Origin of the sequence: Acinetobacter tandoii DSM 14970 = CIP 107469, from assembly GCF_000400735.1 — a bacterium.
Lineage (GTDB): Bacteria > Pseudomonadota > Gammaproteobacteria > Pseudomonadales > Moraxellaceae > Acinetobacter > Acinetobacter tandoii.
This window is the reverse complement of the sequence record NZ_KE007368.1, coordinates 234,916-257,827: the sequence shown is the minus strand read 5'-3', so window position 1 is coordinate 257,827 and position 22,912 is coordinate 234,916. Positions and strand designations below refer to the sequence as shown.

Annotated in this window: 27 protein-coding genes, 1 tRNA gene and 1 pseudogene; 15 read left to right on the top strand and 14 right to left on the bottom strand. The window is 40.8% G+C overall.

All coding sequences use genetic code 11. The features are described from left to right. Positions 1 to 176 precede the first annotated feature (176 nt). The 5 genes from I593_RS14590 to I593_RS14570 all read left to right on the top strand — a co-directional run bounded on the left by I593_RS14590 (position 177) and on the right by I593_RS14570 (position 4,588). The gene (locus I593_RS14590; protein WP_016168356.1) at positions 177 to 788 is read left to right on the top strand and encodes a DUF1285 domain-containing protein; all 612 of its coding nucleotides are present in this window, start codon (positions 177 to 179) and stop codon (positions 786 to 788) included. 46 nt (positions 789 to 834) lie between these two features. After that, the gene (gene murI, locus I593_RS14585; protein WP_016168355.1) at positions 835 to 1,710 is read left to right on the top strand and encodes a glutamate racemase; all 876 of its coding nucleotides are present in this window, start codon (positions 835 to 837) and stop codon (positions 1,708 to 1,710) included. A gap of 109 nt (positions 1,711 to 1,819) precedes the next feature. Continuing rightward, positions 1,820 to 2,833, top strand: coding sequence for a DUF4062 domain-containing protein (locus I593_RS14580; protein ID WP_016168354.1), 1,014 nt, complete (start codon positions 1,820 to 1,822; stop codon positions 2,831 to 2,833). Between the two features lie 81 nt (positions 2,834 to 2,914). After that, positions 2,915 to 3,928 (top strand): ferrochelatase, encoded by a 1,014-nt coding sequence (gene hemH / locus I593_RS14575; RefSeq protein WP_016168353.1) that lies wholly within the window; start codon positions 2,915 to 2,917, stop codon positions 3,926 to 3,928. Positions 3,929 to 3,943: 15 nt separating this feature from the next. After that, entirely contained in the window at positions 3,944 to 4,588 is a 645-nt protein-coding gene (locus I593_RS14570) for an MBL fold metallo-hydrolase (protein ID WP_016168352.1), read from the top strand. Between the two features lie 147 nt (positions 4,589 to 4,735). Here I593_RS14570 and I593_RS14565 read toward each other — a convergent pair whose 3' ends face one another. The 3 genes from I593_RS14565 to I593_RS14555 all read right to left on the bottom strand — a co-directional run bounded on the left by I593_RS14565 (position 4,736) and on the right by I593_RS14555 (position 5,772). Next, positions 4,736 to 4,918, bottom strand: a complete 183-nt coding sequence (locus tag I593_RS14565) for a hypothetical protein (protein ID WP_016168351.1) — start codon at positions 4,916 to 4,918, stop codon at positions 4,736 to 4,738. Between the two features lie 337 nt (positions 4,919 to 5,255). Further along, positions 5,256 to 5,438, bottom strand: a complete 183-nt coding sequence (locus I593_RS14560; protein ID WP_016168350.1) for a hypothetical protein — start codon at positions 5,436 to 5,438, stop codon at positions 5,256 to 5,258. Positions 5,439 to 5,598: 160 nt separating this feature from the next. Beyond that, complete coding sequence (locus I593_RS14555) at positions 5,599 to 5,772, bottom strand: DNA gyrase inhibitor YacG (protein WP_016168349.1); 174 nt, start codon at positions 5,770 to 5,772, stop codon at positions 5,599 to 5,601. Between the two features lie 81 nt (positions 5,773 to 5,853). On the opposite strand from I593_RS14555, the gene I593_RS14550 reads away from it, so the two are divergent. The 3 genes from I593_RS14550 (at position 5,854) to I593_RS14540 (ending at position 8,180) form a co-directional block, all read left to right on the top strand. Beyond that, positions 5,854 to 6,516: a class I SAM-dependent methyltransferase gene (locus tag I593_RS14550; RefSeq protein WP_171069606.1), complete on the top strand. Its 663-nt coding sequence runs from the start codon at positions 5,854 to 5,856 to the stop codon at positions 6,514 to 6,516. Between the two features lie 3 nt (positions 6,517 to 6,519). Next, a complete protein-coding gene (locus tag I593_RS14545; RefSeq protein ID WP_016168347.1) occupies positions 6,520 to 7,707 on the top strand; it encodes a TIGR03862 family flavoprotein in 1,188 nt (395 codons plus the stop codon). 65 nt (positions 7,708 to 7,772) lie between these two features. Further along, the gene (locus I593_RS14540) at positions 7,773 to 8,180 is read left to right on the top strand and encodes a GFA family protein (protein ID WP_016168346.1); all 408 of its coding nucleotides are present in this window, start codon (positions 7,773 to 7,775) and stop codon (positions 8,178 to 8,180) included. A 93-nt stretch (positions 8,181 to 8,273) separates the two neighbouring features. On the opposite strand, the gene I593_RS14535 is transcribed toward I593_RS14540, so the two are convergent. Then, on the bottom strand, positions 8,274 to 8,825 hold the full coding sequence (locus I593_RS14535; protein WP_016168345.1) for a hypothetical protein: 552 nt from the start codon (positions 8,823 to 8,825) through the stop codon (positions 8,274 to 8,276). A gap of 21 nt (positions 8,826 to 8,846) precedes the next feature. Beyond that, entirely contained in the window at positions 8,847 to 9,623 is a 777-nt protein-coding gene (locus I593_RS14530; RefSeq protein WP_026440897.1) for a class I SAM-dependent methyltransferase, read from the bottom strand. Positions 9,624 to 9,900: 277 nt separating this feature from the next. Between I593_RS14530 and I593_RS14525 the strand changes: the two genes are divergently transcribed. The 3 genes from I593_RS14525 to I593_RS14520 all read left to right on the top strand — a co-directional run bounded on the left by I593_RS14525 (position 9,901) and on the right by I593_RS14520 (position 12,557). Continuing rightward, positions 9,901 to 11,184: a hypothetical protein gene (locus I593_RS14525; RefSeq protein ID WP_016168343.1), complete on the top strand. Its 1,284-nt coding sequence runs from the start codon at positions 9,901 to 9,903 to the stop codon at positions 11,182 to 11,184. A 124-nt stretch (positions 11,185 to 11,308) separates the two neighbouring features. Continuing rightward, positions 11,309 to 11,506: a hypothetical protein gene (locus tag I593_RS20475; RefSeq protein ID WP_016168342.1), complete on the top strand. Its 198-nt coding sequence runs from the start codon at positions 11,309 to 11,311 to the stop codon at positions 11,504 to 11,506. Positions 11,507 to 11,603: 97 nt separating this feature from the next. Further along, positions 11,604 to 12,557 carry a 2-hydroxyacid dehydrogenase gene (locus tag I593_RS14520; RefSeq protein WP_016168341.1) on the top strand — a complete coding sequence of 318 codons (954 nt, stop codon included), beginning with the start codon at positions 11,604 to 11,606 and terminating at the stop codon, positions 12,555 to 12,557. Between the two features lie 61 nt (positions 12,558 to 12,618). Here I593_RS14520 and I593_RS14515 read toward each other — a convergent pair whose 3' ends face one another. From I593_RS14515 to I593_RS14505, 3 genes are all read right to left on the bottom strand, one after another. Then, entirely contained in the window at positions 12,619 to 13,047 is a 429-nt protein-coding gene (locus I593_RS14515) for a hypothetical protein (protein ID WP_016168340.1), read from the bottom strand. A 188-nt stretch (positions 13,048 to 13,235) separates the two neighbouring features. After that, a complete protein-coding gene (locus I593_RS14510; protein ID WP_016168339.1) occupies positions 13,236 to 13,811 on the bottom strand; it encodes a hypothetical protein in 576 nt (191 codons plus the stop codon). A 309-nt stretch (positions 13,812 to 14,120) separates the two neighbouring features. Next, positions 14,121 to 14,510 carry a hypothetical protein gene (locus tag I593_RS14505; protein ID WP_016168338.1) on the bottom strand — a complete coding sequence of 130 codons (390 nt, stop codon included), beginning with the start codon at positions 14,508 to 14,510 and terminating at the stop codon, positions 14,121 to 14,123. A 210-nt stretch (positions 14,511 to 14,720) separates the two neighbouring features. On the opposite strand from I593_RS14505, the gene I593_RS14500 reads away from it, so the two are divergent. Continuing rightward, complete coding sequence (locus I593_RS14500) at positions 14,721 to 15,716, top strand: ATP-binding protein (protein ID WP_016168337.1); 996 nt, start codon at positions 14,721 to 14,723, stop codon at positions 15,714 to 15,716. Positions 15,717 to 15,763: 47 nt separating this feature from the next. Here I593_RS14500 and I593_RS21055 read toward each other — a convergent pair. The 4 genes and pseudogenes from I593_RS21055 to glyQ form a co-directional block, all read right to left on the bottom strand. After that, positions 15,764 to 15,862 (bottom strand): annotated as a pseudogene (locus I593_RS21055) (hypothetical protein); the annotation flags it as partial. A gap of 60 nt (positions 15,863 to 15,922) precedes the next feature. After that, positions 15,923 to 16,396 (bottom strand): hypothetical protein, encoded by a 474-nt coding sequence (locus I593_RS14495; RefSeq protein ID WP_016168336.1) that lies wholly within the window; start codon positions 16,394 to 16,396, stop codon positions 15,923 to 15,925. An 85-nt stretch (positions 16,397 to 16,481) separates the two neighbouring features. Beyond that, entirely contained in the window at positions 16,482 to 18,551 is a 2,070-nt protein-coding gene (glyS, locus tag I593_RS14490) for a glycine--tRNA ligase subunit beta (RefSeq protein ID WP_016168335.1), read from the bottom strand. Beyond that, positions 18,551 to 19,540, bottom strand: coding sequence for a glycine--tRNA ligase subunit alpha (glyQ, locus tag I593_RS14485; protein WP_016168334.1), 990 nt, complete (start codon positions 19,538 to 19,540; stop codon positions 18,551 to 18,553). The genes glyS and glyQ overlap by 1 nt, the downstream gene beginning before the upstream one ends. Before the next feature lie 261 nt (positions 19,541 to 19,801). Here glyQ and I593_RS14480 point away from each other — a divergent pair, with 261 nt between their 5' ends. Then, a complete protein-coding gene (locus I593_RS14480) occupies positions 19,802 to 20,212 on the top strand; it encodes a lysozyme inhibitor LprI family protein (RefSeq protein ID WP_016168333.1) in 411 nt (136 codons plus the stop codon). 122 nt (positions 20,213 to 20,334) lie between these two features. Beyond that, the gene (locus I593_RS14475) at positions 20,335 to 21,435 is read left to right on the top strand and encodes an HPP family protein (RefSeq protein ID WP_016168332.1); all 1,101 of its coding nucleotides are present in this window, start codon (positions 20,335 to 20,337) and stop codon (positions 21,433 to 21,435) included. A gap of 85 nt (positions 21,436 to 21,520) precedes the next feature. Here the strand turns inward: I593_RS14475 and I593_RS14470 are convergent, their stop codons facing one another. Beyond that, a complete protein-coding gene (locus I593_RS14470) occupies positions 21,521 to 21,787 on the bottom strand; it encodes a PspC domain-containing protein (protein WP_016168331.1) in 267 nt (88 codons plus the stop codon). A gap of 292 nt (positions 21,788 to 22,079) precedes the next feature. On the opposite strand from I593_RS14470, the gene I593_RS14465 reads away from it, so the two are divergent. Beyond that, positions 22,080 to 22,736 (top strand): hypothetical protein, encoded by a 657-nt coding sequence (locus I593_RS14465; protein WP_151504570.1) that lies wholly within the window; start codon positions 22,080 to 22,082, stop codon positions 22,734 to 22,736. A 98-nt stretch (positions 22,737 to 22,834) separates the two neighbouring features. Here I593_RS14465 and I593_RS14460 read toward each other — a convergent pair. Then, positions 22,835 to 22,910: transfer RNA gene (locus I593_RS14460), tRNA-Lys, on the bottom strand. Positions 22,911 to 22,912: the final 2 nt, after the last annotated feature.

Below are 22,912 nucleotides of genomic sequence, written 5' to 3'. Positions count from 1 at the left end.
CATATTACTTAAAGGTGGCAACTGTATGACTCTTTACAGTGCTGCCATGAGTGTTCTTAAATAGTCGGCACAAATGGATTATCATGCCTTTTATATTGTGGGCTAGTATAGTTTTAAACCGTGGTCTAGCCAATTGGCTGAATCATAATATTTTTACGTCATGTAGGCATTAATTCATGGTAAATCAAACTAATTCCAACAATGCGACGAATAATACAGCGAAAAATGATGATAAAAACATAATGAGTATTGCACAATACTTAAAAAGTGCACAGAGCGGTCACAAAAGGTCAATTCCCCCTATGGCGCAATGGCAGCCAAAGCATTGTGGCAAAATGGATTTGAAGGTTTTGGCTAACGGAGAATGGTGGCACGAAGGTCAATTGATTAAGCGCCAGTCCTTATTAGACCTGTTTTCAAGTGTGCTTTGGAAAGAAGAAGGACGGTTTTATTTAAGGACACCTGTAGAGCAAATTGAAATCGAGGTTGAAGATGAACCTCTGTTCGTCAATCAAGTTGACTCTACGGTCATTGCAGACAAAAAATATATTCAATTCACCACAACCAATGCTGATCTAATTATTGTGGATGCTGAACATTCAATTTTTATGCGTGAATTTGCTGGAGAGTTACGTCCTTATGTGCATGTGCGCTTTGGAATAAATGCCTTAATTCAGCGTTCCGCTTTTTTTCATCTCATTGAAATGGGCGAGTTGGTTGAAAATAAGCAAGGCGATACCATTTTAAGCCTACAAAGTGGTGATTTTCACTTGCAATTGGGCACCTGAGGTTTAAGCTTTATTCATTCTGATCTTTCATCGTCAATAGTGTGTTATGACAGCCATTCATCCGATTTACCCCTTAGTTGATCCCATGCCTAAAGCGCAATCGGATGCACCCATTGGAATTTTTGATTCAGGTATTGGCGGGTTATCAGTGGCGCAGGAAATTGCACATTATTTGCCGAATGAACGCATCGTTTATTTTGCAGATACAGCGAATGTGCCTTATGGTCCACGTGAGGATCAGGAAATTCGTGAACTGACGGCACGAGCGATAGAGTGGTTATACCGACAAGGCTGTAAAGTCGCTGTGGTTGCATGTAATACAGCCTCAGCTTTTAGTCTGGATTATTTACGTGAACATTACGGAGAAAATTTCCCGATTATTGGCTTAGTGCCTGCGTTAAAGCCAGCCGTACTGCAAAGTCAAAGCAAAACGGTTGCAGTATTAGCAACACCTGCGACATTTCGTGGCAAGTTGATTAATGAAGTGGTACAGCGTTTTGCTATTCCTTCTCAGGTGAATGTTTTAGCAGTGACGTGTTTGGACTTGGTGCCTTTTGTCGAAAGTGGTCAGCAAATGAGTACAGCCTGCCTAGATACCTTAAAACGCATTTTACAACCCGTAGTCGATCAGGGTGCGGACTATTTGGTGCTAGGATGTACGCATTATCCGTTCTTAAAACCTGCAATTGAATCAATTTTTGGGCAAAAAATGACATTAATTGACTCTGGATATGCCGTTGCTCGTCAAACTTCCCGTATTTTGTTAAAAAATGAGTTATTATTTGAACAGAGACGGAAGGATGGTTTACCACGGATAGCATGTTATGTCAGTGGAAATAATGCCAAGCATTTAGAATCGATTGTGCAACATCTCATTCCACCTGATTTGAGTTGGAGTATTGCGAATATTGTCATGAAATAAATGCAGAACAATAATCCGTCTTAAAACTTGAGTATCAATATTAAAAATTGGGGTTGTCATACTGTAAGACTTTGATTGCGGTATGCAAAAGAAAAGGTGAGGATAACCAATGATCGATAAGCGTTATCAGATATTTATTTCGACCTCTGGAGCAGATATGCAGCCAGAGCGCATGATTTTGTCTCAAACCTTAGTGGGCATGGGATTTTTTTCGTGGGGACTGGAACAAAGAACACCATTAAGCACCGCTTTTGCACGCCGCCAAATTGATGATTGTGACTATGTGATTATACTTTTGGGTAGCCAATATGGCGAACAGTCGGTTTCTGGTGTGGGTTATATGCATCTGGAATATATTTATGCTGTGACCAAGCAAAAACCCATTATCGTATTTATGCATGAAGATCCTGCCTCACGTGATCCTGCCTTACATGACCAGAAACCAGAGCTGAAAGAAAAATTTAGCGAGTTTCGGAAACTGTTACAGCAAGAAGTTGATCAGGTTTTTACCTACCGAACCTTGCGTGATTTAGAAATGGCTGTGCGTTTAAATATGACGCAAATGTTGGAGCGTTATCCAACTACAGGTTGGGTGCGACCTCAAAATGCACAAAAGTTACATGATGAAATTGACCGTTTGAAGGCTAAAATTAATCAGCTAGAACAAGATTTAGGCACACGTGAAATCGACCCATTTTTAACCTTACCGAAAGTGGCAATGAATGAAGCCTTTGGTTTTGAATATCGTGTACATGCTTATCAGGATGGTAATTTTAAAGAACTGAAGATTCAGAAGACTTTAACTTGGTCGCAGCTCTTGGCGGTATTGGGCAGTACTTTTTTAAATCCAACACCCGAAGAATATTTTTCTAAACGCATGAATGAATATTTAAATGAAATTGGATTGGCCGATGCGCGCATCGAAATGCCTCGGGCACATGCGGTTGCTCGTGCACAAATCAATATTCGCGCCTTACACAATATTAAAATGCAGATGCGTCAAAATGAATGGATTAGTCCTGCTGGGCGGGATGACCGTCAACGCATGTTATGGAAATTAACCCAGAAAGGGCATAATTTACTCGAAAGTCATTTGCTTTCGGATAATCGTGTTTCTCTATAGAGCGAATTGTATTTATTCATATTTCATTTCATTAAAAACTTGTTAAAGTGAGTGGGTTAAATTGGAAATAAAGGTCAACTCATGCCTGCGGAAAAAGCAAAAATCACCGTTATTTTAGCCAATTTAGGCACGCCCGATGCACCCACTGCACCTGCGGTCAGAAAGTTTTTAAAACAGTTTCTTTCTGATCAACGTGTCATTGAAATTCCAAAGCCATTATGGCAAATCATTTTACGTTTATTTATTTTACCGTTTCGTCCGAAACGTGTTGCGCATGCTTATGCCAGTGTATGGTCAGTAGATTCTCCCATGCGTGAAATTTTATTGGCGCAGGTGGAGCAAGTTCGAGCAGCTTTAACAAAAGCGTATCCAGAGTTTGAGTTAAACGTGGTTCCTGCCATGACCTATGGTCAACCTGGAATGAGTACAGTTCTTGAGCAAATGACTCAAAATCCGCAAGATCATATTCTTTTACTGCCACTTTTTCCGCAGTATTCAGCGACTTCGACAGCCCCTTTATATGATCTATTGGCACAGTGGATGCAAAAGCAGCGTAATTTGCCTGGACTTTCGATTGTCCGTGATTATTATCAGCATCCTTTGTATATTCAGTCTTTGGCCCAGAGTGTAAAAGAGTATTGGGCGGAACATGGTCGCGCGGAAAAGCTTTTGATGTCATTTCATGGCATTCCACAGCCTTATGCTGATAAGGGAGATCCTTATGCAGACCGTTGTCGTAAAACAGCTCAATTGTTGGCTCAAGCTCTGGATTTAAATGATGAAGAATGGGCCATTAGCTTCCAGTCACGTTTTGGTAAGCAGGAATGGGTCAAGCCTTATACGGACCAATTATTGCAAGATTGGGCAGTACAAGGGATTAAGTCGGTTCAAATCATGAGTCCTGCATTTTCTGCTGATTGTTTAGAAACTTTAGAAGAACTTGCTATTCAGAATGCCGAATTATTTTTATCATCGGGCGGTGAGCAATATGTGTATATTCCTGCCTTGAATGCACGTGAAGACCATCTGCAATTGCTCTTGTGCTTATTGCAAGCTAATCTTGATGGTTTGAAACAAACATTAGCATCTGCCTAAGAGAGACCAGCGACTATGCTTCAAGTGAAAATTGTACCTGTAACTGCATTTCAGCAGAACTGTTCTATTGTTTGGGATTCTGAAAGTAAAGAAGCAGTACTGATTGATGCAGGGGGTGAGCCTGAGAAATTACAGGCTGAAGTTGAAGCATTGGGGTTAACGGTAAAAGCACTGTGGTTAACGCATGGGCATTTAGACCATGCAGGTGCAGTAGGTACTTTAAGTCGCATTTGGAATATCCCCGTCATTGGCCCACATAAGGAAGATCAATTTTGGCTGGATATGCTGCAAGAGGTATCCGAGCGTTATGGCTTTCCAATCCCAGAAAAAGTTCAAGTGACGCAGTGGCTTGAAGGTGGTGAAACATTACACTTAGGTGAACAAAGCTTTGAAGTCCGTTTTGCACCTGGTCATACACCAGGGCATGTCATGTTCTATAACGCAGACTATGGTTTGTTATGGACTGGAGATGTGCTGTTCAAAGGTTCAATTGGGCGTACCGATTTTCCTCGCGGGAATCATCAACAATTGATCGACTCAATTCAGCGTGAATGTTTTAGCTTACCTGATGAAACGCAATTTATTTCTGGACATGGACCACTCAGCACAATCGGTTTCGAAAAACAGCACAATCCTTTTGTGGCCAGTAAAGCGGGTTAGTTCTGTGTCAGAGGACGAGTCGCAAAGTAAACAGAAAACAAGCGTAAAATGAAATGTTGTTGAATGGTCTATAAATCAAATTTTTTTTTGATAAAGAATGGGAGCGTTGGACTCCCATTTTTTATGTGTCAATCCAATTGCTGAATATTAGTTTCTGAAAGGATCTGCTCTGTGTTGTTTTTTCTCAAGCCCAAGTAAAAGTGTAGCCACCGCCAATAGAATACCTACACCCATGATCATCATGTCGTGAGTGAATAGACTCAGAGTAACAGCGCATAAGGTTAAAACAATCAGCAGATAGAAAGAGAACTTTAGAACTAATTCTTTCATAGGAGATTCCATGTATTGGCATAAAGGTACGCATTTAACAATTTGTTACTTGATGCGTAAGATTTTATGCATTATATGGAGGTTTTTATTAAAATCTACATAAATGTTGAAAAAATGATAACTGGTTTAGGTTTTTATGGAGAAGTGCTATGGAGATATAGTATTTGTCGAAAACATTTGTTGGTTAATTTCTTCAGTAAAGTCAATTTTTTCTGTTCCTACTGAGTCCTTAAAATAAAGGTCGATCAAAAAATTGAAAAACAACGGTCTAACATTTATGAGATGTAGGCAGTGACTTATGTTTAGTTTTGAATCGTCCGACCTTTACAAATGTGGATTATTTTCGGAATGGGTTTGCCAAAAATTGCTTACTTTCTAAACCTAATAATACCGCTGCAATTGCTAATAAAACTCCAATTCCGGCGAACATCAGATCCTGAGCATAAACGGCCAAAATAAAACTACAGAAAGTGAGGGCAATAGAAAGGTAGAAGAATATTTTTAAGATTAATTCTTTCATGGGAAATTCTCAAAATAGAACACAGCACAATAAAATCAAAGAATAGAATGATTCTCATTAGATATATTATGGTGCCCAAAAGTCATCTGTGCAAATAATAATCATGTATAAAATAATTAATGATTTGTATGTCGATATGATGAATTGTAAAAGTAAAGCGCTATTCTTCTGAATTTTCTGCTTGAGGCGCATCTTGCGTAGGAAGTTTGTATTCATCATTTGCCCAAGCACCTAAATCGATCAATTTACAACGCTCAGAGCAAAATGGTCGATATGGATTGCCTTCCCAAGTTGAAGGTTTGCCACAACGTGGGCAAGCAAAGGTCTTCGGCATAAGAGGCTCCTGATAGCGGGGAAGATATTTGGTCAAAGCTTGGTGCAGTGTTAGACTTGCGCAGATTTTATTTAGTTTGATCTGATTATGCCGATTCGTCAATTTCAAGCACAGCACATGCATGCTCCTCGTGATTTTATTATGATCGATTCAGCCCCGATTTGTGTGGAAATTGGTGCGGGTAAAGGCAAGCATGCTTTGTTGTTTACTCGTGAGCATCCAGAAAGCAAGTTAATTGCCATAGAACGAACCCGCGAGAAGTTTGTGGCGATGCAAAAACAGCATCAATTAGAAGGGCAAACAAATTTACAAACTGTGCATGCTGATGCTTTGCCGTGGATTGTCCATGCTTTGGCACCTCAACAAGTTCAGCAATTTTTCATTTTATATCCGAATCCAGAGCCACATAATCCTGCGCAGCGCTGGTTGAACATGCCATTCTTCGAGTTTTTATTGTCTAGATTGCAAGTCGGTGGTCAGATTACGCTAGCCAGTAATATTCCAGAATACATCGCCGAAGCAGAACAACAACTACAAGAGATTTGGAAGCTACCTTATGTAAAAGAGGTAATTGCTTCTGATTCAGCACGTACTCATTTTGAGATTAAATATTTGGAGCGTGGAGAATTATGTCAGCAATTACTGATTCAAAAACCTGAGAATTACACCACGCGCTTTGATGATTTTCAGGCATTGGCAGGGGTAAATATACCTAAATCGGATTCTGCACAAAGCGATGCATAAGCCATGAAAAAAAGAATTGCGATTATCGGTGCAGGTCCTGCGGGTTTAATGGCTGCCGAGGTGTTAAGCCAGTGGGATTATGATGTACATGTATATGAACAGAAACCGTCTGCTGCGCGCAAGTTTTTAATGGCAGGGAAGACGGGGCTAAATATTTCACATGCTGAACCATTTGAGCAATTTATTCAGCGTTATGATCGGGCCGATTGGCTGGCAGACTGGATCCGCCGTTGGGATGCGACATGGATTCAAAATTGGATGCGGGGCTTGGGTATTGAATCTTATGTGGGATCGTCAGGGCGTATTTTCCCCGTCGAGATGAAAGCCGCACCATTACTCCGCGCGTGGCTCAAACGTTTAACTGAGCAGGGCATACAATTTCATTATCGACATGCATGCTTAGGGATTCAGGCCAATACTGTAAAAATTCAAGATTTAGTTCAGCAACGCGAATTTAGTGAAGACTTTGATGCCATTGTACTGGCGTGTGGTGCAGTTTCTTGGCCACAATTGGGCAGTGATGGTCAGTGGCAACAATGGTTAGACGCAGACCAATTAAATCCATTTCAAGCCAGTAACGCTGGGATTGAACGGGAATGGTCTACCTTTATGCAAGCAGTATTTGGGCAACCGCTAAAGCGAGTTGTGGCTTGGGTTGATGTAAAGGAAAAGAGTCAGGGCGATATTGTGATCACTCATTATGGCTTGGAAAGTGGTTTGATTTATAAATTGGGGCGAGCTTTAAGACAACAGTCAGAAATGCAGCTAATGCTCGATTTGTTGCCTGAGCTGAGCCATGCGCAATTGGTACAAAAATTACAACCGAGCAAGAAACAGTCTTTGAGTAATTTATGGCGTAAAGCGGGTCTAGATGCAGCAAAAGCCAGTTTGGTTCGTGAGTTGATACCGAAAGCAGATTGGCATGACCCTGAAAAATTGGCACAGCAAATTAAACAATTGCGAATTGAATTAAAAGGTTTTCGCCCAATCGAAGAAGCGATTAGTTGTGCTGGTGGCGTGAAACGAGAGGTCTTAACGGCTCATTTGCAGTTGCAGCAACAGCCACAGATTTTTTGTTGTGGTGAGATGCTAGATTGGGATGCACCCACAGGGGGCTATCTTTTAACCGCATGTTTTGCGACGGGGCGTGCTGCGGGTGAAGGGGTGCATGAATATTTGATTTCACGCTAAAAAGCGGTGTAAAGCCAAAGTTAGACATGCTAGTTTAAAACTCTTTCATTCAGAGGGCTGAACTGATGTCACAACAATACTATGCGGGAAGCTGTTTATGTGGTGCACTTCGTTATGAAGTGCGGGGTGAAATTGGTGATGTTGTGCAGTGTCACTGCCAGCGTTGTCGTAAAGCCAATGGTACGGCTTTTGCCACCAATGCCCCGATTAAGAAAACAGATTTTCATATCGTGCAAGGTGAGCAATTCCTGAAAGCTTACCAGTCCACTGAGACCACGCAGCGTTGTTTTTGTAGTGAATGCGGTTCGCCGATTATGAGTATTAAAACGGATACACCAGAGTATTATCGGTTACGCCTTGGCACTTTAGATACCACGTTAACGCAAAAACCGACCATGCATATTTTTGTTGACTCTAAAGCAGAATGGGACAGCATACAGGATGGGTTGCCACAATACAGTGAACGTCCTTAAGTTCATTTGTAAGGCTATAAAAAACCAGATGGCAATAGGATTGCATCTGGTTTTTTAGTTTAAAGCCTTCACTTTCTGGGTGATGAGTTTGTATTAAGACTTACTTTTCTCAGCAGGTTCATATTGTGCCTCCCAATGATCCAGTTGTTCTTGCGCATGTAAGAATTCACCCAAGCCTTTAATATTGTCGGGTGTTGAGTTAGGAATATCTTGCGAAGCTTTACTGTTTTGATTTAATAACTTGGCTTGGTTTTCCCAATATTGCGCCATTAATCCCTGAATATAGCGACCTTGTTCGGTTTTTAAATCTAGTGCTTTCAACATGGTTAGAGCGGATTGGATATTGTCTTGTTTACGACTACGGGCAAATTCATCGGTGAGGCTGCCATTGTCGCGCATTTTAATCAGTTCATCTTCCATTTCATCACTCATCTCGCTAAAACGACGGTCATAGTCGACCAAAAGCGTAATGTCGTGTTGATCATTGGCAGTTTTTGGAAATTCTTTGACTGGTGAAGACTCCAGTTCCTGCATCATCCGATCTTGAGAGGGATCAGGAGCATCGACTTCGTTGTTTTTACTACAGCCAGTAAACAGCAGCGAGCTGCAGAGTAGCGGCAGTAAATAAGCTTTAAAGTTATGCATCGTGGTTATCCTAAAGAATATTTATGTTGTTTTCTTAAAATTATACGCGTAGGTCACATAAGGGAAAGCAATTTCGTCATGTGCTGCTTTACCTGTGTAATCGGCAACAATCTGTTCAAACTGCATTTTTAACTGCTGTTGTTGCTTTGCTGGCATTGCGGCAACAAAACTGGTGGAGAGTAAGCGCTTGGACACCACTTCATCGACACGCCCTATTTGCACATGTGTGAAGGTCTTGATCTGATCCAGTTCAAATAAAAATTGCTGTTCAAACACCTGTTGCCATTGTCCGCTATGAAATCGTGGGGTATCACCTTCGAGGGGTTCGAGCACATCTGCCAATGCTTTGACCCAATCCACCTGAATATCACGTTGATTCCAGACCAAACCCAGTTGCCCATGAGGTTTTAAGATTTGATGGATTTCGTTCAGGCTTTCAATATTGGCAAACCAGTGGAAAGATTGGGCACAAATCACGGCATCAATACTTTCCGAGGCTAGCGATAACCGATCACTACTGGCTTGTAGGGTAGAAATTTGTGGATAGGCTTGCTGTAATTGTGTCAGCATTTCTGTAATCGGCTCAACGGCAATGATATGAGATGTTACCTGTTGCAGATAAGGAAGAAATTTCCCTGTGCCCGAGCCTAAATCGACCACTGTCGATTGCGCATCTAAATTTAATTGTTGTTGTAACCACGTCACGATCTGCTGTGGATAATTTGGACGAACCTGTTGATAAAGTTCAGCGGCAGAACTGAAGCCTTGTTGTGCGGCAGGATGAAGTGATTGTGTCATATTTTGCGCTTTTTTATCTGCTGAGCATCTATAAAATAACATAGTCCTTGTTACGTGAAATAAGCAAGCTTCGACAGGACATGTTTTTCTTATACATACATCGGTTCAAGCTTACGTTAAAATGCTGCCACGGCGATGTAATGCTGTAGTTTTAAATTGTTGTTGATTGTGATTGAGATGACATCGACACATTCTCCTACATAGACAGCGTGATAGGCTGCTGATCTATGAATTTTATTGATACAAAAAATTAGGGCCGATTTGTTTCGGTGTGGACATGGATAAACACATTATTTTTGAAGACGAACAAATTCGCGCTATTTTTTTAAAAGGTTCGTCTGACGAGTTAGTTTTTTCTTTTGGTGACTTAATTACTCGCGCTAAAGGACTTGCAATCAACGCAGAAAAATCATTAGCCAAATTTGAGTTTAATGTGATTGGCATTATGCCCAAAGAAAAATCATGGTTTCCTGCGGAGTCCATGCACAACTTGTTCAAAGCCATTGAAGACTTGATTGCACCCTTTCAAAAACGCATTGGTTATGGCGGTTCAATGGGTGGTTATGCCGCGATTAAATACTCAAAGTTATTGGGTTTAAGCCGTGTGGTATCTTTAGTTCCGCAGTTTTCAATTGACCCAGAAGTGGTGGAAGACAGTCGATATAACATGTTTTACCATGCTGAACTCAATGCGAATATGCAGGTACAAACGCAGGATATTGCGGCGAACTGTGAATACATCGTGGTCTATGACCCTTATTGTGCTGAAGACCGCGCGCATTTTGTTAAATTGGAACAGGTTATCCCAGACATTAAAGTGTTGAACTTGCCCTTTACAGGACATGATGCGATTGCGGTATTGGCAAGCTCGGAGCTGCTTAAAGATTTTTTAACCCGCGAATTTGACAGTGTTTATTTCTATCAAAAAATTCGCCAAGTGAAAAAAGGCAGTAAGTTTTATTACCGTAAGGTAATTGAAACCCTATTGCCGCATCATCGTCGTTCACTAGGGAAAATTCTCAGAAACAATGACATGCAGTTGGATAGTCAGTTTTTTGATGCCAAATTGAAACAAAGCATTATCCGTCAGTTACTCAGTAATCGTCAGGTCAGTGAACAAGACTTGTTGAAATTGGGCATTCAGGTGAATTTGCCACAGGAAAGTAACAGTCAGTTGCTCGACAGTTTTGGGCATGGTCTGGTGTTTAACGTGATTACCCAAAAAATTGAAAGTTATGCGCAAAATGCGATTAACCTCAACCATAAATTCCTGATTCCGATTTTTGCCAAAGGCACGGGACTTGTACAGATTAGCCTGAACGATGAACGCTATGTGATTGCCATGAATGACCGTCATGTGATGAAACTGTTCAAAGAACAGGATGAATTGTCTGCGGGAATGCACCCGTTGGTGTTAAAAAAATATAGTGACTATTACTTGCTCAGCTATAAGCAGTTTAACCTGAGCAGTGATGAATACGGCGGCAATGACTTTATCGAAGATACGCCTGAAACCGCCAAGTTTATGACGCAACCAGAAGAATCTGAGGAAGCAGAATAAGCTTAAGAATTAAGTGAATCTTATTCGATGTGTATCGCTTGATTTTTAACTAAATTGGTTTAAGATCGAAAGAGTGGATAAAAAATATCCACTCTTTTAAATATCTCACTTAAGGTCAGGTTGTATGAATAGGATATTTATACCTGCTGTACTTTTGTCTATCACACTGATTCTCAGTTTGATTTATCTCATCAATCAAGGTCTTGATTTGGCAGCCATCATTTTTGCTAGTGGTGTACTGGTGGTGCTAATGTTGGCGAGTTATGTCTATCAACAAATTCGGCTTTCTGTACGTGAGTGTATAAAAGAATCCACAAAATAGTGGATTTTTCTTTTTCTATACATGTATTGAACCGAAACCCGCTTTGGCTTTTAATGAACTGCATACAGATGATGAAAAAAATCAGCAGGAGCACCGAATGAAAGCGGTATTTTTAGATGTGGAATCTTTAGATCAACATGATCTGGATTTGAGCCCCTTAACTACTGCTTTTGATGCACTGAGCTTATATTCAGCTACGAGTAGCGATCAGGTACTGCAACGCGTGCAAGATGCTGATGTCATTATCACCAATAAAGTACAAATTTCCGCGCAAGTGATGCAGCAATGCCCGCAGTTAAAGCTGATTTTAATTTCAGCCACAGGCACGAATAATGTCGACTTGGTGCAAGCTAAAGCACAAGGCATTGTGGTGAGTAATTGTCAAGGTTATGGCACTTCGGCGGTGGCACAACACACCTTGGCTTTGATGTTGGCATTGGCAACCTCATTATTAAAATACGACTATGCGGTGAAGCAGGGCGTATGGAATAACGCCAAACAGTTCTGCTTGTTGGATTTCCCTATTGTTGAGTTGGCGGGTAAAACATTGGGTATCATCGGCTATGGTGAGTTGGGGCAGGCCGTGGCCAAACTGGCACAAGCCTTTGACATGCGTGTCTTGATTGCAACGTTGCCAGACCGTCCACAGCGTGAAGGTCGTTTGCCCTTGGCAGAATTATTGCCACAGGTTGATTTTCTCACGTTACATTGTCCACTAACCGATTCTACCCGTAACTTAATCAGTACGGATGAGTTTGAACTGATGAAAGCCAGCGTCTTTCTGATTAACTGCGCACGTGGTGGGATTGTTGATGAAGCTGCTTTGGCACAGGCTTTGCGTGAAGGGTGTATTGCAGGTGCTGCGACCGATGTATTAACAGTAGAGCCACCGAAAGATGGCAATGTATTACTGGCAGCAGATATTCCAAATTTAATTATCACGCCACATAGTGCGTGGGGCAGTGTCGATGCACGACAGCGTATAGTGCAGCAGATGGTAGAAAATGTGACTGCCTTTCAGCAAGGACAGCCGATTCGCCAAGTCGCCTAACTAAAGACGAAAAAAGCGCAGTCTTTAGGCTGTGCTTTTATGGTTTTAAAAATAGTGTGATTTAGTTGAGCTGTTCATTCTGAGCAGGAGTAGTGCTAGATTGGCTCAATGGGTGCGATTCAATAGGTGCAGGTGGACTATTAGGATCACCTAAAACACTTGCTTTGGCTTGCTTCCATTTTCTATTGACCGTAGCTGCGGCTTTCTGAGAATTTTCTTTGGCAATTTCTGTCTGTTCTTCGCTATAAGTTTTGGTTTCATGCCAAGTTTCAGCCACTTTCGGTTTGACTTTGGCAATGCCTTTTTGCGTGCCACGATCTACTGCATTGGCAGCATCTTGAGCAGTATCTAAGGTTTTTTGTCCTAAAACTTCAAAAATGTTCGGGTTATCTCGGTAGCCTTTTTTCTTGCTGCTTTCTGCGGCATGGGCAGATAGAGCCATAGCCATGAACATCGTACTGGAAATTAAAACTGCTTTCATCAACTGCATGCACATCGTCCTCTATTGCTGTTCACTATTTTGTAGAAAGCACGCTGTAGGCTGACATGCTTTCTATAGTGTCACTCTCGATGGGATACTTCATCTTCTGCTGTATCCCATCGGACGTCAAGAATTTTCATTGAATGCCCAAGTACTGCTTGGTTTAAAAATGTGTCTACACCAATCGATTGGTAGCATTATTGTGCTGTGTTTACTGCTGTTTGTGATGAAACCCCAAGCTGAGTTTTGGCAACAGGGGTATGTACACCCACCTGTGCGTTCACATCTGCCTGTGCAGTTGTATGGAGTGCAGTTTTGGTTTTGTTCCAAGTTTGTTGAGTCGTTGCTTTGCCTTGACTCATTTTTTGCTCCAAATAGGCTTGGGTTCTCTCGGCTTTTTCCGCACTGGAGTCTTTAGCTTTAGTTGCAGTTTGATTTACATTTTGCGTTTGTTCTGCACTGAACTGTTTAGTGTTATTCCATACTGCTTTACTGGTAGATTTAGTTTTTTGAGCACCATTTTCAACGCCTTGACCGACACGTTCAGATGCTGTGCTGAGTCCATGTCCAACATTTTCTGTTGCTGTGTTTAAACCATTGCCGACTTTCTTGGCAGAAGTTGTTACACCTTCATGAATGCTGTGTAATACACTGTGAGTATTGCTTTGAGTTTCAACAGAGGCATTGACCTGCCCATTCACTGCGACATTCGCAAAGACTGAAGCAGAAGCAAAAAAAGCAGTACTCATGAATGCTGTTTTTATCATGTTCATGTTGGATTTTCCTCTATCATTGCACCCGTTATTGGGATGGGGATGTGTGAGGCATCATAAACAGATTCAATATGTATTTTGGCGTTTGAGATGAAACTTACACAGTTCAATACAGCAGCTTAACACTCGCTACAAGATTGTAGAGATACACGCTTGCTATAGGATGTTGATGTATCTGAATACTACCATTTGTTGATATCAGCAAAGTTATGTAAGTGCGGGGGAGTTGTAGAAAATGAATTTATGGTTTTGAATTTTAAGGATGATTAAAAAGCTTTGCGTCATATGGACGCAAAGCCGCTATGTTGCTTAATTACATTGTGCAACGGCATCTTTAGCGAAGTTTTTACGTAATTTAATAAAGTTTTGTTGTACTTGGGCATTGTTCAGGTCGAAATTGCTGGCTTGACTGGTGCCATCTTTCGCGAAGGTTGCTGTACCACCTGTAATGAGGGTATTGCCTCTAAAAGACCATTGCTCGACGACTTTGTTGCCGTCTAAATTCCCTGTAAATTCGATGATGCATTTGTCTACAAATTTGGTCAGTTTGGCTTTATTGTTTGTTGTATCTGGATATACATCTAAGTTTTGAACTTCTTGCAGTACACCTGTTTCCAGTTGTGGAATTTTAGGAGATGAAGTACATGCTGTGAGTGCTGCGCAAGTGAAGCCCGTAAGTAAAAGTGTTTTTAATTTCATATTAACGTTCTTTCTTGTTGAGTGTTGTTAGCTTGAGTATAGGGAATTGATGTTATGTTGCAAATACTCATCTCGAAGTATCGTGAAATTAATGCTACATAAGTAATAATTTGAAGAATGAGTTTTTCAGTGTTTTAACTTTTAGCAGATAGAGTTTAAGATGGATTGTAGTTTGAGTGAAAATAATACTTAATTTTATATAGGTTAATAATGAAGACAATTTACCTAGAAACGAATTACTTAACACTTTCTAAGTTAAATGAATTTAATAATATTCTTAATACAAATTTGTATGAAGAAAAAATATGTATTGATTTAAATGGTATCGGTTTTTGTGATCCACAGACAATCTTGTGCTTAGCTGTAATGCTGCGTGATTTTGATATGAAAAGAGGCCAGTTACACACAGATATTTCGATTCGACAAAATAATAATGTTATTGGCTATTTGGCGCATATCGGGTTCTTTGATTTTATTGGTGCAAATTTTGGAAATAAAATTGGAGAAGTCTCTGTGGGTGAGAGCTATATTCCGATCAGAGCAATTAATAAAATTGAATTATTACGTGAAAGTAATGAAACAGGAAAATCTTTACAAGATTTAGTTCAAGAGGAAGCTTCTTATTTAGCAAGAATTCTTGTTGGAAGCAACTGGAATGAGCAGATATATCTTACGATTGCATATTCTGTCCGAGAAGCAATTAGAAATGCTTTAGAGCATTCAGAAAAGGATATTTGCTTTGTATGTGGCCAGAGGTGGACGAACAATCGTGCTCAAATAGCTGTGATTGATGAAGGAATTGGCATTTATCAATCATTGGTAAATGCTGAAATAAACGTATCAGATGAAAATTTTTTACAAATTGCCCTTCAAGCTGGATTATCCAGAACTCTTAATATAGAAGAAAGCTTAAATATTCATGGCAATTCAGGCTTTGGATTATATGTTCTATATCATTTAGCTAAAAACTATGGAAGGATGACTATTTCGAGTTCGGGAAAAACACTAATTGCAAAAAGAGCAAAAAATGGTATTGAAGAAAGAGATTCAAGCTTCATTGGGACTTGTATTTCTATAGAGTTTTCAATGTATCCTCATGATGTGGCGGATGTAATTAGTATGATTGCCGATTCTGGAGAAGAAGAAGCAAAAGAAGCTGGTAGGCAAGTTAAAGCATCAAGTCGGAGTCGCTCAGTAAAAATATAAAAAACCGCTCTAAAGCGGGTATTTTATTTCAGCTATTAAGTTTAGTACTACAACACCGAAATATCCGCAACACTTGTAAATAAGCCACGTAACTGAGCCAATAAATGTAAACGGTTTGCTTTTAGGTCAGCATCATCCGCTATCAAAGAAGGTATTGTTAAGTACACAAAACATTACAAGCTCAGCATCTTTACTTAAACCATTTTCTAAAGCTCTGGCAAAAAGAATAACAGCACAATAGCTCCAAAAATTCCGCTTAAGATCAGCCAGTCTTTTTTACGCATATCTGCAAGGCGAATCACCGAAAGATAAATACTGCTGAAAAAAACCAAAACAAAAATTAGCAAAACGAGCGGATTATTGAAGAAGAATTTGCTGATGCCAAATAGCACGAAAATAACGGTACTAGAAACCCAATACAGCAGAGCCAAAATAAATTTGTTCACTGATAAATTACGAACAGAACGGTCTAAACGAGGCAGAGTTATAGCTAGCATAATCAGCCCTGCAAAACCGCCTAGAATAGAGATAATCATAAAGAACAGGCCGCTCATATCTGGTTTGGTCTTTATATGAGGATATAGTTTCCATAGACCATAACCGATTACCAGTAAAAGGGTGTGGCAGAGAACAAGATAAGCATCTATACGGTAAAATTTTTTAATTGAAGTGGTATTCATTATGATGACTTCTGATTTATTCTTAATATTAAAAAACCCCACTAATTTATAGAGGGGTTCTCATTAATTTACAACCAATTAAGGCTTAGCCTTGCAACACACTCACATCAGCCACAGCAGTAAACAAGTTACGCAACTGAGCCAATAAACGTAAACGGTTTGCTTTTAGGTCAGCATCATCTGCCATAACCATTACACCATCAAAGAATGCATCAATCGGCGCGCGAAGTGCTGCAAGCTTAGAGAGTGCAGCAGTGTAGTCTTTTGCTGCAAGTAATGGTTCAACCACAGGTGTCACTGCTTGAAGCTCAGCAAATAATGCTTTTTCAGCGTCTTCAACTAAGTTCGCTTCAACTACAGAACCTTCAGGTGTTTCTTCTTTTGCAAGAATGTTAGCAACACGTTTGTTTGCCGCTGCAAGTGCAGCCGCTTCAGCCAAGTTACGGAAGTGATTTACCGCATTTACACGCTTGTCAAAATCAAGTGGAGATTTTGGAGACAAAGCTTGAACCGCTTGAATCACATCAACCGCAACGCCTTGGTCTTCGTATTTCGCACGGTAACGACCTTCTAAGAATGCAACAGCATCTGCCAAAGTCTTGTCGTGATCTTTCAATACATCGCCATAAGCCGCTAAAGCCAACTTGATGAGTGCTTCAATTGAAACATCAAGGTTGTTTTCAGTCACTAAACGCAAAATACCAATCGCAGAACGACGTAAAGCAAACGGGTCTTTAGAACCAGTCGGTGCTTGACCAATACCGAAAATACCTGTGAGCGTGTCTAAACGATCTGCAAGGGCAATGGTTGTACCTGTTTTGGTTTTTGGTAAAACATCACCAGCGAATTTCGGAAGATACTGCTCACCTAAAGCTTCAGCTACTTCGTCATTTTCGCCTTCAAGACGTGCGTAGTAAGTACCTGCAATACCTTGAAGTTCTGGGAATTCACCTACAAGCTCAGAAGTTAAGTCACATTTTGCCAGAAGTGCTGCTTTTTCAGCATCAGCAACGGTTGCACCTGTAATTGGCGCAAGGGCTACCGCCAATTTGGCAATACGTTCAGATTTGTTCCAAAGCGTACCCAATTGTGCTTGGAATACCATATTTGCCAGTTTTTCTTTACGAGATGCAAGCGGTTGCTTTTGGTCTTGTAAGAAGAAGAACTCAGCATCCGACAAACGTGGACGAACCACTTTCTCATTACCTTCAATAATTTGCGTTGGGTCTTTAGACTCAATATTGGAAACAGTAATGAAGTAAGGCTGTAACTTATTGTCGCTATTTACCAAGCAGAAGTATTTTTGGTTGTCCTGCATAGTCGTGATCAATGCTTCTTGAGGCACAGCAAGGAAACGCTCTTCAAAACTTGCACGAAGCGCAACTGGCCATTCCACCAATGCGGTCACTTCGTCACGAAGATCCGCAGGCACAATCGCAATCGCATTGACTTCATCCGCCAAAGCTTTCACTTGCTGGTCGATGATTGCTTGGCGCTCTTCAAAATTCGCCACAACTTTCGCTGCACGAAGTGCATCTAAGTAAGCATCTGCATTGGCTAAAGTAATCGCTTCAGGCGCATGGAAACGGTGACCATAAGTCACGTTGCCTGCTTTGTGATCCTGAATCGTCGCTTCAACAACATTATTGTCTTTAAGCAACACAACCCATTTTACAGGACGTACAAATTCAGTACGGCTGGCCGCTGAACGCATACGTTTTGCAATTGGAAGGTTATCCAAAGCAGTCTGTAAAATTTGTGGCAAGAGTGCTTCAAGGCTTTGACCTTTCACATCTTTCAAGAAGCAGACTTTTTCAACTTTACCTGCTTGGAATGTCGAAACTTGATCTGCTGTAATGCCTTGACCACGCATAAAGCCTTCTAAAGCTTTGGTTGGTTTGCCTTCTGCATCGTAAGCTGCTTGAACCGCAGGACCATCAAAACGCTTTTGTGTATCCGCTTGTGCAGCATCTACATTGACAATTTTAAGGGCTAAACGACGTGGTGCTGCATAGGCTTCAATCGCGTCAAATGCCAAGCCCGCATCTTTTAAGCCTTTTTCAGTTTCAGCTTTTAAAGCATCACGTAAAGTTTTCAAGCTTTTTGGTGGAAGTTCTTCACAGCCAAGTTCAAATAAAACAGTATGTTTAGACATTATTTGTTCTCCGCTGCTTTTTCAGCTTGAGCAGCTTCTGCTTCAACCTGAGCTTTTAATTGCGCTAAAACTTCATCACGTAAGTGAGGCTCTGCCATTGGGAAGCCCAATTCCGCACGCGCTTGTACATAGCTTTGTGCAATTGCACGTGCCAAAGTACGCACACGTAAAATGTAACGTTGACGTTCAGTTACCGAAATCGCACCACGTGCATCAAGCAAGTTAAAGGTATGTGATGCTTTAACCACTTGCTCATAAGCAGGAAGAGATAACTTCGCTTCGATTAAATGGTTCGCTTCACCTTCGTAGAAATCGAACAATTCAAACAATTTGTCGACAGGGGCATATTCGAAGTTATAGGTCGATTGTTCGACTTCATTTTGATGGAACACATCGCCATAGGTTACAGTACCAAACTGACCTTTGGTCCAAACCAAGTCGTAAACTGAGTCTACACCTTGTAGATACATGGATAAACGCTCTAAACCATAAGTGATTTCACCTGTGACAGGGTAGCATTCAACTCCACCGACTTGTTGGAAGTAAGTGAACTGAGTCACTTCCATACCGTTAAGCCAAACTTCCCAACCTAAGCCCCAAGCACCGAGTGTTGGAGATTCCCAGTTGTCTTCTACAAAACGGATGTCATGAACCAGTGGGTCAATACCAATCGCTTTTAATGAGTCAAGATAAAGCTGTTGGATGTTATCTGGGTTAGGCTTCAACACCACTTGGAATTGGTAATAGTGCTGTAAACGGTTCGGGTTTTCGCCATAACGACCATCTTTTGGACGACGTGAAGGTTGTACATAAGCCGCGTTCCATGTTTCTGGCCCTAATGCACGAAGGAATGTAGCAGTGTGGAAAGTCCCTGCTCCCATTTCCATATCGTAAGGTTGTAAAACCACACAACCTTGTTCAGCCCAGTAGTTTTGTAAGGCAAGAATTAAGCCTTGAAATGTATCAATATGCGATATGGCGCGACTCATGGTGCATCCATTAAAAATTAGAGAAAAATTGCCCCTAAGTATAAGGATTTTGCAGGGGAGTGGCAAAGGGTTCAGCTTGAATCATCAATTTAAAATTTATACATGTATTTGCAGCAGCTTGAACACTATTGGATGAACTGAATTGCTGAATTTAGATGCTTTAAATCTGAGTTTTAAGCTTGATGATCAATTGTGTGGATTGGGGGATCGTTAAGTATTTTGTTATAGTGACGGCAATTTATAACAACAAAAGTTCAAGCTATGCTGAAATTTATTCTATCTACCAGTGTATTGGTTTTTGGTGCTATTGGATTGGCGTGTGCCCAACAACCGACAACTGAGTCGGATCCGTATAGTGAATGTGTTGAGCAAACCATTCAAGAACAGCAATTGCCAGGGATTAACAATAGCGTGGTACAAATTTGTGCGGATCAGACTAAACAATGTTACGAAAAGCAAATTGTGGCATTACTCGATCAAATTCGCGCACAAAGTGCAGAATGGAAGCAGCCCGAACGTTACCAAGCCATTTTAAAGTCACAGCGTTTGTGGAAGGCGTATGTTGATCAAGAGTGTGATAATGCTGGACAGTATATTGGTTCGCCGATGTATGCGTATTGCCCAATGCAGCATTATGCTGAGCGGGTTGCACAGTTACAGCAATATATTTAACAGGTTATTCAACAGAATTACTCATAAAAGTAAGATATAAAATAAATGCATCTTATAGGTAAGACCACGTATAATTTTGCACCAGTTAAGTGCGAAAAAGTAGAAGGGCAGCTGTGTTTCATATGCAACTTGAATGGTTAAATACCTTAAAACCAAATTTTAAAGTGTTGCCGCTAAAGGAAAGAATACTCTGTGGTTTAGGCGCATTATTGGGCTTGGCTCTTTCCTCGCTCATCAGTTGGTGGGTGTTGGGGGATATTAATGCATGGTACATTGCCCCAATGGGAGCCTCTTCGGTGCTGCTGTTTGCTGTACCCGCCAGTCCTCTGGCGCAGCCATGGAACATGATTATTGGGAATACTTTGGCTGGTTTTATCGGCGTCACATGCGCGTTATATATGCCGAATTTAACCGAAGCCTTCAGTGTTGCGGTGGCGTTTTCGATCTTTTTGATGATGAGCACCGATTCTTTACATCCACCCAGTGGTGCAGTTGCGATTACTGCGGTATTGGGTGGTAAAAGCGTACATGAGCTGGGTTATGCTTTTATAGCCTATCCTGTGTTGTTGAATTCATTATTGCTACTGGTTATTGCCATTATTTTTAACCGATTGTTGGGGCGCCAATATCCGCAAACGGCACAGCTAAACTCACGTTCCACCGATCCAACACCGACTCAAAGAGTCACCATTCAGCCGCAAGATATTCATAATGTGTTGGAGCATCAGCCACAGTTGCTCGACATCAGTGAATATGATTTACAAAAGATTATTCTCAAGGCGCAGGAAATTGCCAACGCACGTGCAGTGAACGAACTCACCTGCCAAGACCTGATGTCTAAAGATGTACTGATGCTGAATGAGCAAGATGATATTCATCTTGCCTTAGATAAATTTAAACAGATTAATTTAATGAGCTTGCCTGTGGTCAATAACGCACGGCAGTTGGTGGGAACTCTAGCACTGTATGAAGTCGTGGAATGGTTTAAACGTGCTGCCGACCCGAAAGCCAGTTGGGAGCATCAGGTGAAACAGATTATGAATCGACAAGTGGTGACGGTACAGCCGAGCCAGCCGATTCAAGATTTGGTGCCGTATTTTGTTGAGCGTTCGTTTAACTACATTCCTGTGGTTGAGCAGCAACAGTTGGTGGGAATGATCAGTCGTGCAGATATGATTGCGGCATTAAACCAGCAATTAATTCAATTGAAAAATCAAAAATAAGTGAGCTAAATAAAAAAAGCTACGACTCTTTGGGGAAAAAGCCGTAGCGACCAAAATGGTAGGTCAAAAGATGTTGTTTTAAAATCTATAATGGCGTCTTGTTGTTATTCACAGTACGTATAGGGCGGTGGTAATTTGATGCATCTGAATCCATCGCTTCTACCCGTTTTGGAATGACGAGCCATAAAATCAAATAAACTAAAATGCCTGGAAATGCGGCACTCATGACTGAAACCAAAAAGAAAATAATTCTTAATAAGTTTGCATTCCAACCAAAACGTTCAGCAATACCGCCTATAACACCTGCAATTATATTTTGGCGATTCGAACGATATAAACCAACATTGGCCATTCAGGTCTCCTTGAAAATAGAATGAGAGATATTTTGTAATCTCATAATTAAGAAATGGTGATGCAATTCAATTTTTAAAGCAAAGCCAGCACGAAAATAGTTAAGTTATGTAAATACATATAGGCGTTCAGCCGAGCTCTACATAAAATGTGATCAAATTTACAGATACCTTTGTTTTTGATAAGTAAATACAGGTACTTGCAATGCTATTGCTGAATTTAAGGATAAATGACGCAATAACATTTTTTACCCTTTGGGTGCTCGGTTAAATAAATGTGGGTTGTGTATTAACGTGATGAAATGGAAAAGTGTACGACTTCATCAGAAGTTCGGAGAGACGTTATTGGGGTGTTTATGCATCAGTCTAATTTTGACAGCATGTAGTCGTTCAACTCCTCCAGATGCTGATCAGACGGTATCTGCTTCTGAAGCACAGCCTACATCTACTGCCCATTCACAGCAGTCGGGCAAGAAACTCACAGAACTGGCAGGGCAGGCGAGTATGCCTAACGAGTCGGTATCAAAAGTGCAACAAGATTTAGTCGATGAACAAGCTCCCTATGTTGGGCGTTATCATGTCAAGATTTCCTGTAAAGATGATTTTGTTCAATGTTCCGAAGGTTCAGCAGAATATATTCTGACTTTGGCTGCCGATGGTTCTGCCTATCGGAGTATTGTTTATACGGGTAAGCTGTTTAGTGAAAAAATGGCTGAAGACAGCAATATTCGAACCTATCGACGTGATACGTGGTCAGTGAATCCAGAAGATTCTGAATTGGTGGTGCATTTGGAAGAGGGTGCGGAATTTTATTATCGAGTGGATAAACAACATAATCTTATTTTAGATTTGGATCGAACTTTAGATCTGGACAATCAAATTAATCAGCATTTATTTGCAGCGGGTTATCCGATGCCAACACAAGCCTATCGTTTAATTAAAGATCAATAATTTGCAATGAAATTAGAAGCGATAAAGATGCTATGAAAATGCAGTAACTATGCGGAGAGCGGTGCTAAAAGAGATATTTTAAGATGTTTTGCAATAAATGGTGGGTCGTCCGCGACTCGAACGCGGGACCAACGGATTAAAAGTCCGCTGCTCTACCAACTGAGCTAACGACCCAT

What these genes read in the sequence shown, in the direction of transcription:
- I593_RS14525 (WP_016168343.1), top strand. Translation starts at nt 9,901, where the DNA reads ATGGATAAACACATTATTTTTGAAGACGAACAAATTCGCGCTATTTTT.
- I593_RS14535 (WP_016168345.1), bottom strand. Translation starts at nt 8,825, where the DNA reads ATGCATAACTTTAAAGCTTATTTACTGCCGCTACTCTGCAGCTCGCTG.
- hemH (WP_016168353.1), top strand. Translation starts at nt 2,915, where the DNA reads ATGCCTGCGGAAAAAGCAAAAATCACCGTTATTTTAGCCAATTTAGGC.
- murI (WP_016168355.1), top strand. Translation starts at nt 835, where the DNA reads ATGACAGCCATTCATCCGATTTACCCCTTAGTTGATCCCATGCCTAAA.
- I593_RS14495 (WP_016168336.1), bottom strand. Translation starts at nt 16,396, where the DNA reads ATGAATACCACTTCAATTAAAAAATTTTACCGTATAGATGCTTATCTT.
- I593_RS14590 (WP_016168356.1), top strand. Translation starts at nt 177, where the DNA reads ATGGTAAATCAAACTAATTCCAACAATGCGACGAATAATACAGCGAAA.
- I593_RS14505 (WP_016168338.1), bottom strand. Translation starts at nt 14,510, where the DNA reads ATGAAATTAAAAACACTTTTACTTACGGGCTTCACTTGCGCAGCACTC.
- I593_RS14480 (WP_016168333.1), top strand. Translation starts at nt 19,802, where the DNA reads ATGCTGAAATTTATTCTATCTACCAGTGTATTGGTTTTTGGTGCTATT.
- I593_RS20475 (WP_016168342.1), top strand. Translation starts at nt 11,309, where the DNA reads ATGAATAGGATATTTATACCTGCTGTACTTTTGTCTATCACACTGATT.
- I593_RS14475 (WP_016168332.1), top strand. Translation starts at nt 20,335, where the DNA reads ATGCAACTTGAATGGTTAAATACCTTAAAACCAAATTTTAAAGTGTTG.
- I593_RS14540 (WP_016168346.1), top strand. Translation starts at nt 7,773, where the DNA reads ATGTCACAACAATACTATGCGGGAAGCTGTTTATGTGGTGCACTTCGT.
- I593_RS14560 (WP_016168350.1), bottom strand. Translation starts at nt 5,438, where the DNA reads ATGAAAGAATTAATCTTAAAAATATTCTTCTACCTTTCTATTGCCCTC.
- glyS (WP_016168335.1), bottom strand. Translation starts at nt 18,551, where the DNA reads ATGTCTAAACATACTGTTTTATTTGAACTTGGCTGTGAAGAACTTCCA.
- I593_RS14510 (WP_016168339.1), bottom strand. Translation starts at nt 13,811, where the DNA reads ATGAACATGATAAAAACAGCATTCATGAGTACTGCTTTTTTTGCTTCT.
- I593_RS14515 (WP_016168340.1), bottom strand. Translation starts at nt 13,047, where the DNA reads ATGCAGTTGATGAAAGCAGTTTTAATTTCCAGTACGATGTTCATGGCT.
- glyQ (WP_016168334.1), bottom strand. Translation starts at nt 19,540, where the DNA reads ATGAGTCGCGCCATATCGCATATTGATACATTTCAAGGCTTAATTCTT.
- I593_RS14520 (WP_016168341.1), top strand. Translation starts at nt 11,604, where the DNA reads ATGAAAGCGGTATTTTTAGATGTGGAATCTTTAGATCAACATGATCTG.
- I593_RS14530 (WP_026440897.1), bottom strand. Translation starts at nt 9,623, where the DNA reads ATGACACAATCACTTCATCCTGCCGCACAACAAGGCTTCAGTTCTGCC.
- I593_RS14565 (WP_016168351.1), bottom strand. Translation starts at nt 4,918, where the DNA reads ATGAAAGAATTAGTTCTAAAGTTCTCTTTCTATCTGCTGATTGTTTTA.
- I593_RS14470 (WP_016168331.1), bottom strand. Translation starts at nt 21,787, where the DNA reads ATGGCCAATGTTGGTTTATATCGTTCGAATCGCCAAAATATAATTGCA.
- I593_RS14570 (WP_016168352.1), top strand. Translation starts at nt 3,944, where the DNA reads ATGCTTCAAGTGAAAATTGTACCTGTAACTGCATTTCAGCAGAACTGT.
- I593_RS14545 (WP_016168347.1), top strand. Translation starts at nt 6,520, where the DNA reads ATGAAAAAAAGAATTGCGATTATCGGTGCAGGTCCTGCGGGTTTAATG.
- I593_RS14500 (WP_016168337.1), top strand. Translation starts at nt 14,721, where the DNA reads ATGAAGACAATTTACCTAGAAACGAATTACTTAACACTTTCTAAGTTA.
- I593_RS14580 (WP_016168354.1), top strand. Translation starts at nt 1,820, where the DNA reads ATGATCGATAAGCGTTATCAGATATTTATTTCGACCTCTGGAGCAGAT.
- I593_RS14555 (WP_016168349.1), bottom strand. Translation starts at nt 5,772, where the DNA reads ATGCCGAAGACCTTTGCTTGCCCACGTTGTGGCAAACCTTCAACTTGG.